This window comes from Streptomyces sp. NPDC037083 (genome assembly GCF_055606485.1).
The window spans coordinates 318,245-333,503 of sequence record NZ_JBVJSQ010000001.1; the positions used below are offsets into that span (position 1 = coordinate 318,245).

The 15,259-nt window shown below is 72.7% G+C and carries 16 protein-coding genes; 5 read left to right on the forward strand and 11 right to left on the reverse strand.

Features of this window, described 5'->3' with window-relative positions; all coding sequences use genetic code 11:
- Window positions 1–97: 97 nt before the first annotated feature.
- The 4 genes from ACZ7DE_RS01490 to sigE form a co-directional block, all read right to left on the reverse strand.
- Window positions 98–544, reverse strand: coding sequence for a sec-independent translocase (locus tag ACZ7DE_RS01490; protein ID WP_470756722.1), 447 nt, complete (start codon window positions 542–544; stop codon window positions 98–100).
- Window positions 545–846: 302 nt separating this feature from the next.
- The gene (locus tag ACZ7DE_RS01495) at window positions 847–2,571 is read right to left on the reverse strand and encodes a S1C family serine protease (protein ID WP_470757912.1); all 1,725 of its coding nucleotides are present in this window, start codon (window positions 2,569–2,571) and stop codon (window positions 847–849) included.
- A 774-nt stretch (window positions 2,572–3,345) separates the two neighbouring features.
- On the reverse strand, window positions 3,346–4,335 hold the full coding sequence (locus ACZ7DE_RS01500; protein WP_470756724.1) for an anti-sigma factor family protein: 990 nt from the start codon (window positions 4,333–4,335) through the stop codon (window positions 3,346–3,348).
- Window positions 4,332–5,045, reverse strand: a complete 714-nt coding sequence (gene sigE, locus ACZ7DE_RS01505) for an RNA polymerase sigma factor SigE (RefSeq protein WP_470757914.1) — start codon at window positions 5,043–5,045, stop codon at window positions 4,332–4,334. Before sigE ends, ACZ7DE_RS01500 begins: the two co-directional genes overlap by 4 nt.
- A 235-nt stretch (window positions 5,046–5,280) precedes the next feature.
- Between sigE and ACZ7DE_RS01510 the strand changes: the two genes are divergently transcribed.
- A complete protein-coding gene (locus ACZ7DE_RS01510) occupies window positions 5,281–5,979 on the forward strand; it encodes an O-methyltransferase (protein WP_079141667.1) in 699 nt (232 codons plus the stop codon).
- A 165-nt stretch (window positions 5,980–6,144) separates the two neighbouring features.
- Here ACZ7DE_RS01510 and ACZ7DE_RS01515 read toward each other — a convergent pair whose 3' ends face one another.
- Window positions 6,145–6,312 carry a DUF3117 domain-containing protein gene (locus ACZ7DE_RS01515; protein WP_003966491.1) on the reverse strand — a complete coding sequence of 56 codons (168 nt, stop codon included), beginning with the start codon at window positions 6,310–6,312 and terminating at the stop codon, window positions 6,145–6,147.
- A gap of 376 nt (window positions 6,313–6,688) precedes the next feature.
- On the opposite strand from ACZ7DE_RS01515, the gene chcB reads away from it, so the two are divergent.
- The gene (chcB, locus tag ACZ7DE_RS01520) at window positions 6,689–7,480 is read left to right on the forward strand and encodes a 2-cyclohexenylcarbonyl CoA isomerase (RefSeq protein ID WP_470756726.1); all 792 of its coding nucleotides are present in this window, start codon (window positions 6,689–6,691) and stop codon (window positions 7,478–7,480) included.
- Between the two features lie 65 nt (window positions 7,481–7,545).
- On the opposite strand, the gene ACZ7DE_RS01525 is transcribed toward chcB, so the two are convergent.
- Both ACZ7DE_RS01525 and ACZ7DE_RS01530 read right to left on the reverse strand, forming a co-directional pair.
- Window positions 7,546–8,160 carry a DNA-3-methyladenine glycosylase I gene (locus ACZ7DE_RS01525; RefSeq protein WP_470756728.1) on the reverse strand — a complete coding sequence of 205 codons (615 nt, stop codon included), beginning with the start codon at window positions 8,158–8,160 and terminating at the stop codon, window positions 7,546–7,548.
- A complete protein-coding gene (locus ACZ7DE_RS01530) occupies window positions 8,157–8,510 on the reverse strand; it encodes a DivIVA domain-containing protein (RefSeq protein WP_470757917.1) in 354 nt (117 codons plus the stop codon). Before ACZ7DE_RS01530 ends, ACZ7DE_RS01525 begins: the two co-directional genes overlap by 4 nt.
- 130 nt (window positions 8,511–8,640) lie before the next feature.
- On the opposite strand from ACZ7DE_RS01530, the gene folP reads away from it, so the two are divergent.
- Window positions 8,641–9,501, forward strand: coding sequence for a dihydropteroate synthase (folP, locus tag ACZ7DE_RS01535; protein ID WP_470756730.1), 861 nt, complete (start codon window positions 8,641–8,643; stop codon window positions 9,499–9,501).
- A gap of 144 nt (window positions 9,502–9,645) precedes the next feature.
- On the opposite strand, the gene ACZ7DE_RS01540 is transcribed toward folP, so the two are convergent.
- Entirely contained in the window at window positions 9,646–10,404 is a 759-nt protein-coding gene (locus ACZ7DE_RS01540; RefSeq protein WP_470756732.1) for an LOG family protein, read from the reverse strand.
- 109 nt (window positions 10,405–10,513) lie between these two features.
- The gene (gene dapE, locus ACZ7DE_RS01545; RefSeq protein WP_470756734.1) at window positions 10,514–11,593 is read right to left on the reverse strand and encodes a succinyl-diaminopimelate desuccinylase; all 1,080 of its coding nucleotides are present in this window, start codon (window positions 11,591–11,593) and stop codon (window positions 10,514–10,516) included.
- Between the two features lie 95 nt (window positions 11,594–11,688).
- On the opposite strand from dapE, the gene ACZ7DE_RS01550 reads away from it, so the two are divergent.
- Entirely contained in the window at window positions 11,689–12,702 is a 1,014-nt protein-coding gene (locus ACZ7DE_RS01550; protein WP_470756737.1) for a heavy metal transporter, read from the forward strand.
- Between the two features lie 355 nt (window positions 12,703–13,057).
- The gene (locus ACZ7DE_RS01555) at window positions 13,058–13,507 is read left to right on the forward strand and encodes an ATP-binding protein (RefSeq protein WP_470756739.1); all 450 of its coding nucleotides are present in this window, start codon (window positions 13,058–13,060) and stop codon (window positions 13,505–13,507) included.
- A gap of 88 nt (window positions 13,508–13,595) precedes the next feature.
- On the opposite strand, the gene ACZ7DE_RS01560 is transcribed toward ACZ7DE_RS01555, so the two are convergent.
- Both ACZ7DE_RS01560 and fdxA read right to left on the reverse strand, forming a co-directional pair.
- A complete protein-coding gene (locus tag ACZ7DE_RS01560) occupies window positions 13,596–14,690 on the reverse strand; it encodes a bifunctional succinyldiaminopimelate transaminase/glutamate-prephenate aminotransferase (protein ID WP_470756741.1) in 1,095 nt (364 codons plus the stop codon).
- 112 nt (window positions 14,691–14,802) lie between these two features.
- Window positions 14,803–15,126, reverse strand: coding sequence for a ferredoxin (gene fdxA / locus ACZ7DE_RS01565; RefSeq protein WP_470756743.1), 324 nt, complete (start codon window positions 15,124–15,126; stop codon window positions 14,803–14,805).
- Between the last annotated feature and the right edge of the window lie 133 nt (window positions 15,127–15,259).

The window sequence follows — 15,259 nt, forward strand, 5'->3', positions numbered from 1 at the left end:
CAACAACCAGGCAGCATAGCCACCCCGCTCCGGGCTGCCGGGAATCCACCCGGCGCGTGGGGCGTGCGCCCCCTCACACCGAGGGCACGCGGGTGACTCAGGTGGCGTCCGCGTCGAAGGGCGGACGGTCGTCCTTGCCCGGCTCCTCGGGCTTCTTGGTCATGTCGATGCGCGCGCCGCCCGACGCACCCGACGCACCCGAGGGGGAGGGGGTGTCCGTGTCGCGGCTGTGGACCGCGTCCGTGACCTCGGCCATCTCCTTCTTCAGGTCGAAGCCGTTGCGGATCTCCTTCAGCCCCAGCTCGTCGTTGTCCAGCTGCTTGCGGATGAACGTCTTGGGGTTGAGGTCCTCGAACTCGAAGTCCTTGAACTCCGGGCCCAGTTCGCTGCGGATGTCCGCCTTGGCGCTCTCCGAGAACTCGCGGATCTTCCGGACGGTGCGCATCACGTCCTGAATGACCTTCGGGAGCTTGTCCGGACCGAAGACGAGCACGGCCAGGACAACAAGCGTCACCAGCTCGAGCGGTCCTATGTCATTGAACACCTGAAGCTCCTTGCGATGTCCGCGGTCCTCGGCCCTCGGCCCTCAGTGGTCAAGTTCGGGTCTTCCGTGGTCCGGGCCGGGTCCACGGTACCTGTCGCACCTGTCCGACCGGTACTGTCCCGGAGCCTCCGAGTGGGTGTACACGGCCGGTTTTCCGCGTTGTTTGCCTTGTCGCACGCCTTTCGCGGTCCGACCTGTGACGTTTCCGTCAGTCGCCGGAGCGCGCCCGGGAGCGGCCGTGCGCGGACCCGGCGTCGGGCCGTGCGCGAACCGGCGCGCACGGCACGTCGGAGACCGTCGGCTCACCCGCCGTCGGACGAGCCCAGGACCAGCGTGAGCGTGCGCTCCCGGCCGTCGCGCTCGATGGTCAGCTCCAGACGGTCACCGGGTCGGTGCGCACGCGTCTTGACGATCAGCTCCTCGCCGGAGTGGACGGGCCGCCCGTCGACCTCCGTGATGACGTCGCCCGCCCGGATGCCGGCCCGGTCGCCGGGGCCGCCCGCGGTGACCGGGGCGTTCCCGTCGGCGCCCGCCGCGCCGACGCGCGCACCGTCGCCCGCGTAGTCCATGTCGAGGGTGACGCCTATGACCGGGTGCGTCGCCTTGCCGGTGTTGATCAGCTCCTCGGCCACCCGCTTGCCCTGGTTGATCGGGATGGCGAAACCGAGGCCGATCGAACCCGCCTGGGCGTCGCCGGAGTCGGCGCCGTCGGTGGCGGAACGGATGGCGGAGTTGATGCCGACGACGCGGCCCCGCGCGTCGAGGAGCGGGCCGCCGGAGTTGCCGGGATTGATCGGCGCGTCGGTCTGCAGGGCGTCGACGTACGAGACGTCGCTCCCGTCCCCGCTCCCGCCGCCGGCGACGACGGGCCGCTCCCTGGCGCTGATGATGCCGGAGGTGACCGTGCCCTCCAGGTCGAAGGGGGCGCCGATGGCGACGACGGGGTCGCCGACCCTGACGTTGTCGGAGTTGCCGAGGGAGAGGGGCTTGAGGCCCTTCACCCCCGTCACCCGCACCACGGCGAGGTCGTAGCCGCTGTCCCGGCCGACGACCTCGGCCTCGGCGGTCTGGCCCCCGTTGAAGACGACGGTTATCCCGCCGTCGCTCCCGGCGGGCTCGACGACGTGGTTGTTGGTGAGGATGTGACCGAGGGAGTCGAGCACGAAGCCGGTCCCGGTGCCGGCCTCGTCGCGGCCGCTGACATGCAGTGTGACGACGCTGGGCAGGGCGCGCGCGGCGATCCCGGCCACGCTGTCCGCGTCCCGCCCGGTGGCCTCGGCGGAGGCCTGCGGCAGCTGTACGGGGTGGAGCCCGCCGTTGCGCTCCAGATAGGTGCCCACGGCTCCGCCCAGCCCGCCGGAGACCAGGGCGACGGCCAGCGCACCGCCGACCAGCTTCCGGCGCACCTGGCGCCGCCGCTGCGTCTCGCTGACGGCCCCGGCCCCGGTCTGCTGCAACGGCCCACCGCCGGCTCCCCCGAGTGGGGCCGCGGCCCAGGGGTCGTAGCGCTGCCATGGCCCACCGGAGGAAGCGGAGGAAGGCCCGGGTGCGGGTGCGGGGGCGGGTGTGGCAGGAACGGCGGCGGATGCGGGAGCGGGAGCGGAGAGAGGGGCGGGCCCGGGCTCCCCTCCCGCAACCACGGACTGCACGACAGCGGGGAAGGCAACGTCGACCGGGGGCGCCGCGGACACGCCAGAGACACCGGGGACGCCCGGGGCCGGAGGCGCCTCAGACACACCGGGGACGCCCGGGGCCGCAGGTGCCCCAGACACACCGGGGACGCCAGGGGCGGGCGTCGGCGGGAGCGCCGCGCCGGGCGCGTCCGGGATGACGGGCGGGCCGGTCACGGTGCCGTGTGCGGGGGCGACCGCCGGGTGCTGCACAGGCGGCGCGGGCGCCCAGGGTCCCGGTTGCCCGTACGGCGGGGTGCTGTAGGGGTCGGGATCGTGCAACGGTCCACCCCGCCCCGCAACAACCGGCCCCACCCCGACGGAGGCGCCGCCGGAGTCCCCCGGGCCCAGGCCCATCGCGACCCCGCCCGCCGAGTGCCCCATGCCCTCCGCGTCCTCCACACCGTCCACTCCCGTCGTGCCGCCCGGCCCGCTCGGGTCGCTCGGGTCGCTTGGGCCACCCGGATCGCCCTGGGCCGCCAAGGCAGGGACCGGGGCGGGGGGAGGTGTCGGGCGGCTCAGTTCGTAGTCGCCGTCGCCGCCGTGTCCTGTGCCGCTTCCCGCGCTGTCCTCTGCCCTGCACTCCGCGCCGCTGTCGGCGACGACGGGAGCAGCGGCGTCGGAAGCGTCGTCGGAAGCGGCCTCGGCGTCGGAAGCGGCGGTGTCCGTTCCCGGCGTCGCGAACTGCTCCCCGGCGGTGTCACCGGCAGCCGGTGTCCGGTTCGGCCGGGCCAGTTCGAAGTCGCCGTCGGACAGGCTCTCGACCGGACCCTTGGACGAGCTAGCGGACGAGCCACCGGCCGGACTCTCGGACGAGCTCTCGACCGGGCTCTGGGACAAGCCATCGGCCGGGCTCTCGGCCGGGCTCGCAGCCCCTGCCTCGTCGCCGGCCGGGTCCGCCGGGCCGTTTCTCGCCGAGGTCGGCTGCGGTCGAGGCCGGCCCCACCACTTCGCCTTCGCGGGCTTCCCCTCGTCCATGCTCTCCCCACACTCGAGCCGACCGCGACGCCGAACGGTCGGAGCGCCCCCGGCCCCGGCCCGGCCGCTTCGCCTTCGCGCCCGGCTGCCTGGCCGGACGCGGTCCACCCAGGATTCAACCAGGTTCGCGGCGAAGTGGCGTCGGGCCCGTTTTCAGCGGGTGTTGCGCGCGGAGGCCGGGGAAGGAGAGGAGCTGGGAGCGGAGGAGAGGGAGTCGGGTGCGGCGAGCAGACCGGGACCGGAGAGTTCCGGCGCGCCGGCGGTCCACGCGGTGAGGGAGACCGGCGAGTGCGTGCCGAGCGGACGTATCAGCGGGGACATCGCGGCGGCGCCGGCCACCACGGGCGTGGTCAGCCGGTGCAGTGCCTGCTCGGCCTGTTCCCCGGCGGGCGGGGAGGGCACGCCGGGCAGCAGCGGCGCCGACACCTCGGCCGGTGCCGTCGAGGTGTCGCCGAGCTGGCCGCCCTGGGAGAGCAGGGGGCCGGCGGCACGGCGGCGCTGGTTCTCCGGGGTCGCCGCGGAGCCCGTGCCCGGGGTGCGGGCCGGCGTCACATTGCTTCCGGAGCCCGAGCCGCCACGGTTGTCCGCGGTCGTGTCGACCGGGGCGACGGTGGTCATGCCGCCCAGGGCGATCGCGGCCAGCGACACCGCGCCCGCGGCGACGAACGCGAACCGCATGCCGCGCGAGCGCTCGACGTCGTGCCGGTCGCCGGCGCGGCCGACGGGGTGGATGCGGAAGCCCCGGTCCGATGCCGGTGAAAGCACGGAGCCGTGGTCGCGGGCGGGCACGTAACCGAACTCGAAGGGCTCGTCCCGTCTTGCGTCTCTCACTCCGAAGACTCCGCCGCCGAAGCCTCCCCCGCCCAGCGGCGTGCCGCCGTCGGAGTCACCTCCCGCGGGAAGCCCCTGAAGGCGGGCCAGGAAGCTTTCGGAGGGCGCGGGCGGGGCCACCTCGGCGAAGACGTTCTTCAGCCGGCGCTGCGCGTCGACCTCGGACTTGCACTTCGCGCAGGTCGCCACGTGCGCCAGCACGCGCTCGCGGGTGTCGTGACCGAGCTCGCCGTCCACCAGGGCCGAGAGCCGGTCTCCGAGATGCTGCTCCGCGAGGAGCCTCTCGGTTGCGTCGTGTCGGGATCCAGTCACGCGGTCGCGCCCCCTCCTCCCAGAGCGGGCACCCGGGGCACGAAGGAGCGGCGCCCCGCGCGGGCCTCGGGCGCGCGGTGCGCGAGGGCCTTGCGCAGCTGCGAACGGCCGCGGTGGATGCGCGAGCGGACCGTGCCCAGCTTGACGCCCAGGGTCGCGGCGATCTCCTCGTAGGAGAGGCCTTCGATGTCGCACAGGACGACCGCGGCGCGGAACTCGGGGGCGAGGGTGTCGAGGGCCTGCTGAACGTCCGCGTCGAAGTGGGCGTCGTTGAACGCCTGCTGCGGGGTGGGCTCCTTGCTGGGCAGCCGCTCGGCCGCGTCGTCGCCCAGCGCGTCGAAGCGGATGCGCTGCTTGCGGCGGACCATGTCCAGGAAGAGGTTGGTGGTGATGCGGTGCAGCCAGCCCTCGAAGGTGCCGGGCGTGTACGTCGACAGGGAGCGGAAGACGCGGACGAAGACCTCCTGGGTGAGATCCTCGGCGTCGTGCTGGTTGCCGGTCAGACGGTAGGCGAGCCGGTAGACCCGGCCGCTGTGCATGCTGACGATCTCCTCCCACGTGGGCGGAGTCCACGCCTGCCCGTCCGCGTCGGTGGTGAAGGTCGCGGTCTGGGCTGGGCCGACGGCGGTGCCGGCGGAGTGGCTGGGGTCAGCAGCGGTGTCGTTCACGGATTTCGGCCTGCCTGCCGACCCGAGAAAGCGCCGCAGCACTCCTCCCCGATCCACAGCCGCGGCCGCACCTCCCCTGTCGGCATTGGTGGTGTCCAGTGGAGCCCCTACCATAGCCACCTCGCCCGTTAGCTCCGGATAAGCGGTTTTACGAGAAATTGATCTGGGCTGACACGGCTCATGCGGCTGCGTCAGCACTTGCTCGGCGCCCCGTCCCGCATCGTGATCCAACTGTGTCCCCCCGTCCTCGTTCACACCCCTTCAAACGCCCGGTCCCATCTGCGGGTTCCCGGCGGCAACGGATACAGTCACGCCCAGGCAACCACGGGGACAGGAGAGGGTCATTACCGGCAACCGGCAGGCAAGCTGGGCGTTCGCCGACGCCTATGCCGCCGAGGACGAAGCGCTGCGCTGGGCCCGTGACCGGGCCCGCGAGGCAGGGCTGCGCTCGGTGTCGCCCAGCACGGGCGCCGCGCTGCGGATGCTGGCCGCGACCGTGGACGCGAAGGCGGTCGCGGAGATCGGCACGGGCACCGGCGTCTCCGGGATCCACCTGCTGCACGGGATGCGCCCGGACGGCGTCCTGACCACCGTGGACCCCGAGCCGGAGCACCAGCAGTTCGCCCGGCAGGCCTTCCGTGCCTGCGGCTTCGCCAGCAACCGGGCCCGGTTCATCCCGGGCCGCGCGCTGGACGTCCTGCCCCGCCTCGCCGACTCCGGCTATGACCTGGTCTTCTGCGACGGCGACCGGCTGGAGTTGCTGGAGTACCTCGCTGAATCGTTGCGCCTGCTGCGTCCGGGCGGGCTGGTCGTCTTCGAGGGCGTGTTCGCCAACGGCCGCACGGTCGACTCGGGTCCGCAGCCCACGGAGGTCATAAGGATCCGGGAGCTGTTGCGGGCGGTGCGCGAGAGCCAGGAGCTGGTGACGTCGCTGCTGCCGGTGGGCGACGGCCTGCTGTGCGCGGTCAAGCGCTGAGCCGTAGGGCCCGCGAAGACGCCGAAGACGCCGAAAACGCCGGAACACCCCCGTTGGGCCTTTCGGGCCCGCCGACCACGGCAAACCTCGAAAGGCCCGGGAAAACGACCGCTCCGGCGCCCAGAGGGACGCCGGAGCGGTCGTAAGTGCAGGGTCGCTTGCGCGTCAGCCGACGACCTTCTTCAGGGCGTCGCCGAGCGCGTCGGCCTCGTCAGGGGTCAGCTCGACGACGAGCCGCCCGCCGCCTTCGAGCGGAACGCGCATGACGATGCCCCGCCCCTCCTTGGTCACCTCGAGCGGGCCATCACCCGTTCGCGGCTTCATGGCCGCCATGCTCGTTCCCCTTCCTGAAACCAGCTCATCGCCATAGCCGACGGCCCGTGGAGGGCAGCCGCGGTCCAGCGTGGGACGCGCGGCACCGGCATCGAACACATTGCTTCCAGGCCATTATCCCGCATCTCAGGACCCGATGACCAACATCAGTCGGCATCGCTTGGGCAACGCGCGCGAGCAAAACCACTCAATTCGGCGATGTGGCTGCGATACTGCGCGGCCACACGCACCTTTGGCCGCCGGAATCCGTCCCGAATTCTTTGACGCAGGTCACACGTCGGGTCCGGGCCCCGTACGGCGATCTCCGCCATGCTGTCCTCGTACACGGACGTACTGGCCAGTAGTGCGTCCAGCCGCGACACGGAGGGGAAACGCCATGGTCGACACCGTGCTCTACGAGGTGAGTGACGGGCTCGCGACGATCACGCTCAACCGTCCCGAGGCGATGAACGCGCTGAACATCGCGACCAAGGAAGTCCTCCGGGAGGCGGTCGAGTCCGCGGCGGCCGACGACGCCGTACGGGCCGTGCTGCTGACCGCCGCCGGCGAGCGGGCGTTCTGCGTGGGCCAGGATCTCAAGGAGCACATCGGGCTGCTGGCCGAGGGCTCGAAGCAGGTCATGAGCACGGTCAAGGAGCACTACAACCCGATCGTGCGGGCGCTGACGGAGGCGCCGAAGCCGGTGGTCGCCGCCGTGAACGGGGTCGCCGCGGGCGCCGGGTTCGGTTTCGCGCTGGCCGCGGACTACCGCGTCGTGGCCGACACCGCGTCCTTCAACACCTCGTTCGCGGGCGTCGCGCTCACCGCCGACTCCGGCGTCTCGTGGACCCTGCCCCGGGTGATCGGTCCGGGCCGCGCGGCCGACCTGCTGCTCTTCCCGCGCAGCATCAAGGCCCAGGAGGCGTACGAGCTGGGCATCGCCAACCGGATCGTGCCGGCGGACGCGCTGCGCGCGGAGGCCGAGACCGTGGCCCGGGCGCTGGCCGAGGGCCCGACCGTCGCCTACGCGGCGCTCAAGGAGGCGATGGCGTACGGGTTCTCCCACACGCTGGCGCAGACCCTGGAGAAGGAGGACGAGCTGCAGACCCGGGCCGGGGCCTCCGAGGACCACGCGATCGCGGTCCGGGCGTTCGTGAACAAGGAGAAGCCGAAGTATCTCGGCAGGTGAGCACCGGCTGAGGCATGGGGGCCGCTGCCCCGGCCCCCGTTTCGGACCCTGACCGGGTCCGGTCCTCAGGCTCCCCCGGAGAGGGTTCCGCCCGACGGGCCGGGACGGCTCACGCACGTCTCCAGGTGGTCGTTCACCAGGCCGCAGGCCTGCATCAGCGCGTACGCCGTCGTCGGCCCCACGAACCGCAGGCCCCGCTTCTTCAGCGCCTTCGACAGGGCCGTCGACTCGTCCGTGACCGCCGGGACGTCCGCCAGCGTCTTCGGGACCGGGCGGCCCGCCGGGTCGGGGGCGTGGGACCAGATCAGTTCGTCCAGGTCGCCCGGCGCCCAGCCGGCCAGCACGCGCGCGTTGGCGAGCGTCGCGTCGATCTTGGCGCGGTTGCGGATGATGCCCGGGTCGGCGAGGAGGCGTTCGCGGTCCTCGTCGGTGAAGACGGCGACCGAGGCGATCTTGAAGTCGGCGAAGGCGGTGCGGAAGCCGGGGCGGCGGCGCAGGATCGTGATCCAGGACAGGCCGGACTGGAAGGCCTCCAGGCTGAGGCGCTCGAACAGCGCGTCGTCGCCGTGGACCGGGCGGCCCCACTCCTCGTCGTGGTACGTCACGTAGTCCGGCGTGGACAGGGCCCAGGGGCAGCGCGGCGCGCCGTCCGCGCCGGTCCGGGCGGTTCCGTCGCTCACCGCTCGTCCTCCGGGGCCTGCTTCTCCATCGACACGTGGGGCGCGGCCGGGGCCTGCGCGCCGGCCAGGGCGGACTCCAGGTCGGCGATGCGGGCGTCGCGCTCGGCGAGCTCGGCGGCGACGCGGTTCAGGGCGTCGTCGACGTCCGCCATGCGGTAGCCGCGGGCGGCCAGCGGGAAGCGGAGGCGGTCGACGTCGGAGCGGTCGACCGGGCGGTCCGGGGGCAGCGGGTCGTGCAGCCGCTCGGGGGCGGCCTCCGGCAGTGGACCGGTGCCCTCGCCGCCGCCCACCACGGCGAGTGTCACCGCGGCGACCACGACGGCGAGCGCGATGACCAGGAACAAGAACATAACCATCGGTGGGTCCCCACGCTCGGTGTGCTCGGAGTGGATGTGTGTGGGTCCGATCGTGCCATGCGGGTCCGACGGTTAGGGTCGCAGGCGGTGGTTGTGCAGGACGTACTAGGAGAGGTCACAGGGGATGCTCAGACTGGGCAGGCGTGAATTCGGCGCGCACGAGCCGGTGATCATGGCGATCGTGAACCGGACCCCGGACTCCTTCTACGACCAGGGCGCCACCTTCCGGGACGAGCCGGCCCTCGCGCGCGTGGAGCAGGCGGTGACGGAGGGGGCGGCGATCATCGACGTCGGCGGGGTCAAGGCCGGTCCCGGCGAAGAGGTCACCGCACGGGAGGAGGCCCGCCGGACCGTCGGCTTCGTGGCCGAGGTGCGCCGGCGCTTCCCGGACGTGGTCATCAGCGTGGACACCTGGCGGGCCGAGGTCGGGGAGGCGGTCTGCGAGGCCGGCGCCGACCTGCTGAACGACGCGTGGGGCGGGGTGGACCCGAGGCTGGCGGAGGTGGCGGCGCGGTACGGGGCCGGTCTGGTGTGCACGCACGCGGGCGGCGCGGAGCCGCGGACGCGTCCGCACCGGGTGACGTACGACGACGTCATGGCCGACATCCTGCGGGTGACCGTGGGACTTGCGGAGCGGGCCGTGGAGCTGGGGGTGCCACGGGAGTCGATCATGATCGATCCGGGGCACGACTTCGGCAAGAACACCCGGCACAGCCTGGAGGCGACCAGGCGGCTCGGGGAGATGATGGAGACGGGCTGGCCGGTGCTGGTGTCCCTGTCCAACAAGGACTTCGTCGGGGAGACGCTGGACCGGCCGGTGAAGGAGCGGGTCGTGGGGACGCTGGCGACGACGGCCGTGTCGGCGTGGCTCGGGGCGCAGGTGTACCGGGTGCACGAGGTGGCGGAGACGCGGCAGGTGCTGGACATGGTCGCCGCCATCGCGGGCCACCGGGCGCCGGCGGTGGCACGGCGGGGGCTGGCCTAGTCCTCCTCGCCCCCGCCGCCCCTTCTCGTTCCCTTCCCGTTCCCGTTCCGGGGGCCGCGGCCCCCGGGCTCCGGCTTCGGCCCCGGAAGGGCCCTCGTCCTCAGACGCCGGCCGGGCCGGAACACGTCTGCGGGCCGGGACGCCTCAGCGGGCCGCCTCCTTCGAGACCAGGGCCACCGCCTCGTCCACGTCGTCCGTCACGTGGAACAGGAGGAGGTCCTTCTCGGCGGCCTTGCCCTGGGCGATCAGGGTGTTCCTGAGCCAGTCGATCAGGCCGCCCCAGTACTCCGTGCCGAAGAGGACGATCGGGAAGCGGGTGACCTTCTGGGTCTGGACGAGGGTGAGCGCCTCGAAGAGCTCGTCCAGGGTGCCCAGACCGCCGGGCAGGACCACGAAGCCCTGCGCGTACTTCACGAACATCATCTTGCGGACGAAGAAGTAGCGGAAGTTGAGGCCGATGTCGACGTAGGGGTTGAGTCCCTGCTCGAAGGGCAGCTCGATGCCGAGGCCGACGGACGTGCCGCCGGCCTCGCTCGCGCCCTTGTTGGCCGCCTCCATCGCGCCCGGTCCGCCGCCCGTGATCACGGCCCAGCCGGCCTCGACGAGGGCGCTGCCCAGCCGTACGCCCGCCGCGTACTCGGGCGAGTCCACCGGTGTCCGGGCCGAGCCGAACACGCTGATCGCCGGGGGGAGTTCGGCGAGGGTGCCGAAGCCCTCGATGAACTCCGACTGGATGCGCAGGACGCGCCAGGGATCGGTGTGGACCCAGTCGGAGGGGGCCCGTTCGTCCAGCAGGCGCTGGTCCGTCGTGCTCGCCTGCACCTGGTCCCGCCGTCGGAGGACCGGTCCCAGGCGCTGTTCCTCCGGTGGCTGCTTCTTGCCCTCGGGGTTCCCTGTAGCCATGTGAGCTCCCTCCGCTTGCAAGTGGTTCCGCCTCAGCGTAGATCCACGCGGGTTACGCGCGGGGGACGTCGGCGTGTCCGCCGCGAAGCGCCGTCGTCACGGCCGCCGCTCAGGCGGTGAGCCAGGCCCGCAGCCGCTCCTCGCCCGCCAGGATCCTGGCCGTCTCCACGCGCTCGTCCCGCTTGTGCGCCAAGTGCGGGTTGCCGGGGCCGTAGTTGACCGCGGGCACGCCCAGCGAGGAGAAGCGGCTGACGTCCGTCCAGCCGTACTTGGGCAGCGGGGTCCCGCCGACCGCCTCGATGAAGGCGGCCGCGGCCGGGTGGGAGAGGCCGGGCAGGGCGGCCGGGCTGTGGTCGTCGACCACGAACTCCGCCACCCCGCAGTCGGCGAAGACCTCGCGCACGTGGGCGACGGCCTCCTCCTCGCTGCGGTCCGGCGCGTAGCGGAAGTTGACGGTGACGACGCACTCGTCGGGGATGACGTTGCCGGCCACGCCGCCCGTGATGCCGACCGCGTTGAGGCCCTCGCGGTACTCCAGGCCGTCGATGACCGGGTGACGGGGCTCGTAGGAGGCCAGCCGGGCCAGGATCGGGGCGGCCGCGTGGATCGCGTTGGAGCCCATCCAGCCGCGCGCCGAGTGGGCCCGCTCGCCCTTCGTCCTCAGCAGGACCCGGAGGGTGCCCTGGCAGCCGCCCTCGACCTGGCCGTCGGAGGGTTCGAGGAGGACCGCGAAATCACCCGCCAGCCACTGCGGACGGGCCTCGGCGACGTGCTTGAGGCCGTTGAGGTCGGCGGCGACCTCCTCGTTGTCGTAGAAGACGAAGGTGAGATCGCGGTTGGGCGCCGGGACCGTCGCCGCGATGCGCAGCTGGACCGCCACCCCGGACTTCATGTCGCAGGTGCCGCAGCCCCACAGCACCCCGTCCTCGTCCAGCCTGGACGGGACGTTGCCGGCGATCGGGACGGTGTCGATGTGACCGGCCAGGACGACCCGCTCCGCGCGGCCCAGGTTCGTGCGGGCGATCACGTTGTTCCCGTAGCGGTCCACCGTCAGGTGGGGCAGCGCGCGCAGGGCGGTCTCGATCGCGTCCGCGAGCGGCTTCTCGGTGCCGCTCTCCGAGGGGAAGTCGACGAGCCACGCGGTGAGCGCCGCGGCGTCCAGGGTGAGGTCAAGCGGGGTGTCGGCCATGGCGTCGACCCTAACGCGCCTGGCAGCGGCCCTGCTCTTCACCGCCTCTGCACATGCACCTCCTCCTTCTCGCTACTCTCCAGTACCTTGTACGCGTGCCAGAGCCGTCCCCTTCTCCCAAGCGCCGCGGCCGCCTCCTCCGTTTCGGGGCGGCCTGCGTGGTCCTGTCCGCCGTCGCGGGTTACGCCGTGGTCCAGTACGTCTCCGGCGGGGCGGGGGACCCCGGTTGCAGAGTCGTTTCCGGCGGTGCGGACGGGGCGACGTACGAGTTCACGCCGGAGCAGGCGGTGAACGCGGCCACGATCGCCGCCGTCGGCACCGACCGGGCCATGCCCGAGCGGGCCGTCGCCATCGCCCTCGCGACCGCCATCCAGGAGTCCGGGCTGCGCAATCTCGCCCACGGCGACCGGGATTCGCTCGGCCTGTTCCAGCAGCGGCCCTCGCAGGGCTGGGGCACCGAGCAGCAGGTCACGGACCCCGCGTACGCGGCGAACGTCTTCTACGCGCACCTCGCCAAGGTCCGTGACTACACCGAGCTCCCGCTCACCGTCGCCGCGCAGCGCGTGCAGCGCAGCGGGTATCCGGAGGCGTACGCCAAGCACGAGTCGGACGCCACGCTGCTGGCCGCCGCGCTGACCGGGACCTCGCCGGCCACGCTGACCTGCGCCGGCCGCTCGCAGTCCACGGCGGCCACCGGCCCCTCGGCGGTGCGAGCCGCGCTGGCCCGGGACTTCGGGCGCGGCACCCCGCGGCAGGCGGGCGCAGTGGCCGACTCCGACGCGAAGGCCGGGACCGGCGCCGGGAGGACGGCGTCGCCCGTCGCCGAGGCCCCTCTCGCCGAGAGCTCGGGGCGGACCGTGACGCTGCCCGTGGCCGAGGGCGCCACGACCGGCGGGCGCAGCGTCGGCGAGCGGGGCTGGCAGCTGGCGCACTGGGCGGTGGCCAACGCCTCCGCGCTGCGCATCGAGCGCGTCTCGTACGCGGGCCGGGAGTGGGTCGCCGGGAACACCGACAGCAGGTGGCGGGCGACCGGTTCGACCAGCGCGGAGGCCGCCGGGGGCACGGCCGGCGGGGGCGCCGACAGCGTGCGGATCGTCACCGAGCAGTAGTACGGGTCTTCACCCGGCCGGGTCACGTGCGGGACGCGCGGACGGCCGGGTGGTCAGGTTTTCGCGCCGTCACCCTCGTGGGCCGCGAAACCCTTGAGGACAAAGGGCTGCACGGGTTTGGCGGACTTTCACATCGGGTGGTCTATGCCCGCATTTATCCGCAGCCGATAATGCGACGCATTGCCAACTCTTTACGTCGGGCGTGCGCAACCTTCGCGGGCTTCGAGCGGTAGTCACTGCGTCCGGGCCCGGACAGACAGTCAGTCGGTGATCAGTTCGGTCGGCGATCAGTCAGTGAGTCGCAGACAGTCCTGAGTCACGGACAGTCCTTGTTCTCTCCCGTCGAAGGAGCACCATGTCCCTCCCCCTGACCCGCCGGATCGCCCGTGCCGCGCTGCTCGTCGCTGCAGGAGCGGCCGCCGGGGTCGGTGCGGCCGGCTCCGCCAGTGCGGCCCCCAGCCTTCCCGCCGCTCCGAACCTCGGCGGGCTGACCGCCCTGGACGGGGCGAGCGTCGGCAACACGGTCGACGGCGCGGCGCAGAACGTCACCGGGCTCGCGGGTGAGACCGGCGGCAAGACCGTCGAGCAGGCCCTGCCGACCGCGGCCAAGTCCGGCGGCAAGGCCGTCAAGAAGGCCGCGCCGGCGGCGCAGAAGGCGGCCGGCGAGGCGGCGGGCTCCGCCGGGGACCTCCTCGGGGACACCGCGTCGACCGCCACGAAGGGCGGGCTGCCGACCGACTCCCTCGCCAAGGGCGGGCTGCCCGGCGCGCAGACCCTGCCGGTGAAGAGCCTGCCGCTCGGCTAGCGCCCGGTTCGAGCCGGTGAGCCGGGGACGGGGTCCGGGTGTTTTCCGGGCCCCGTCCCTGCGCGTGCTCGCCGTCGTCGCGCCGGGGTCACAGGCGCGCCACGGCCGCCCTGACCCGTTCGTCCGTCGCCGTGAGGGCCACGCGTACGAACTTCTCGCCCGCCTCGCCGTAGAAGTCGCCGGGGGCCACCAGGATGCCCCGGTCGGCCAGGTGGGCGACGGTGGTCCAGCAGGACTCGTCCCGGGTGGCCCAGAGGTAGAGGCTGGCCTCGCTGTGCTCGATGCGGAAGCCGTGGGACAGGAGCGCCTCGCGCAGCAGGGTGCGCCGGGCCGCGTAGCGTTCGCGCTGCTCACGGACGTGGACGTCGTCGCCGAGGGCCGCCACGACCGCCGCCTGGGTGGGCGCGGCCGTCATCATGCCGCCGTGCTTGCGGATCTCCAGGAGGGGGCCCAGGACGGCCGGGTCGCCCGCCAGGAAGGCCGCGCGGTAGCCGGCCAGGTTCGAGCGCTTGGAGAGGGAGTGGACGGCGACGATGCCCTCGTACGAGCCGCCGTTGACGTCCGGGTGCAGGACCGAGACCGGGTCGGCCTCCCAGCCCAGTTCCAGGTAGCACTCGTCGGAGAAGACCAGCACCCCGTGCTGCCTGGCCCAGGCGACGATCCGGGTCAGCTCGGCCTTCGACAGGACCCGGCCCGTCGGGTTGGACGGCGAGTTCAGCCAGAGGAGCTTGAGGTCCGTGGGGTCCAGGGTCGTGGGGTCGTCGTAGACCTCGTACCGTGCGCGGGCCAGCCGCGCGCCCACCTCGTAGGTCGGGTAGGCCAGCCGCGGGTGGGCCACCTTGTCGCCGGGGCCGAGGCCCAGCTGGGTCGGCAGCCAGGCCACCAGTTCCTTGGAGCCGACGATCGGCAGGACATGGCGGTGGGTGACCTCGCGGGCGCCCAGCCGTCGCTCCAGCCAGCCGGTGATCGCGTCCCGCAGGGCCGGGGTGCCCCAGACCGTCGGGTAGCCCGGCGAGTCCGCCGCGTCGATCAGCGCCTTCTGGATCAGGTCGGGCACCGGGTCGACCGGAGTGCCGACGGAGAGGTCGACGATGCCGTCCGGGTGCGCTGCGGCCGTCTTCTTGTACGGCTCCAGCTTGTCCCAGGGAAAGGTGGGAAGGCGGTCGGAGACTACGGAGGACACGGTGACTGGCTCACTTTCGTACGTACGGCAAACGCCTCGGCCCCGTACGGCGATCGGGCGGGATCAGGCCGTACGGGACCGAGGCGGCACGGAGTGCTGCCGCTGCTGCGTGTTACTCGGCCGCCTGCGGCGGGAGCGCGGCGATGAAGGGATGGTCGCGCTCGATCAGACCCAGCTTGCTGGCGCCGCCGGGCGAGCCGAGGTCGTCGAAGAACTCGACGTTCGCCTTGTAGTAGTCCTTCCACTCCTCCGGAGTGTCGTCCTCGTAGAAGATCGCTTCGACCGGGCAGACCGGCTCACAGGCACCGCAGTCGACGCATTCGTCCGGGTGGATGTACAAGGACCGCTGGCCCTCGTAGATACAGTCGACCGGGCACTCTTCGATGCACGCCTTGTCCTTCACGTCGACACAAGGCTGCGCGATGACGTAGGTCACGCTGTCGTTCCTCCTCGATAGGGCGCTGGCGGGCCTCCTCAGGCTCCGCCGCCTGGCGCGCGGGAGCGCGGCGTCGTCGATGCCCGCCCCTAGTATCTCCGTTCTTGGGCATGATCCGAACAGGAGGGGTGAA

Bases quoted from the DNA above. Each gene is read 5' to 3' on its own strand.
- chcB (WP_470756726.1), top strand. From the start codon at position 6,689: ATGGTCGACACCGTGCTCTACGAGGTGAGTGACGGGCTCGCGACGATC.
- ACZ7DE_RS01555 (WP_470756739.1), top strand. From the start codon at position 13,058: ATGTCCCTCCCCCTGACCCGCCGGATCGCCCGTGCCGCGCTGCTCGTC.
- dapE (WP_470756734.1), bottom strand. From the start codon at position 11,593: ATGGCCGACACCCCGCTTGACCTCACCCTGGACGCCGCGGCGCTCACC.
- folP (WP_470756730.1), top strand. From the start codon at position 8,641: ATGCTCAGACTGGGCAGGCGTGAATTCGGCGCGCACGAGCCGGTGATC.
- ACZ7DE_RS01495 (WP_470757912.1), bottom strand. From the start codon at position 2,571: ATGGGCCTGGGCCCGGGGGACTCCGGCGGCGCCTCCGTCGGGGTGGGG.
- ACZ7DE_RS01515 (WP_003966491.1), bottom strand. From the start codon at position 6,312: ATGGCGGCCATGAAGCCGCGAACGGGTGATGGCCCGCTCGAGGTGACC.
- ACZ7DE_RS01540 (WP_470756732.1), bottom strand. From the start codon at position 10,404: ATGGCTACAGGGAACCCCGAGGGCAAGAAGCAGCCACCGGAGGAACAG.
- ACZ7DE_RS01530 (WP_470757917.1), bottom strand. From the start codon at position 8,510: ATGTTCTTGTTCCTGGTCATCGCGCTCGCCGTCGTGGTCGCCGCGGTG.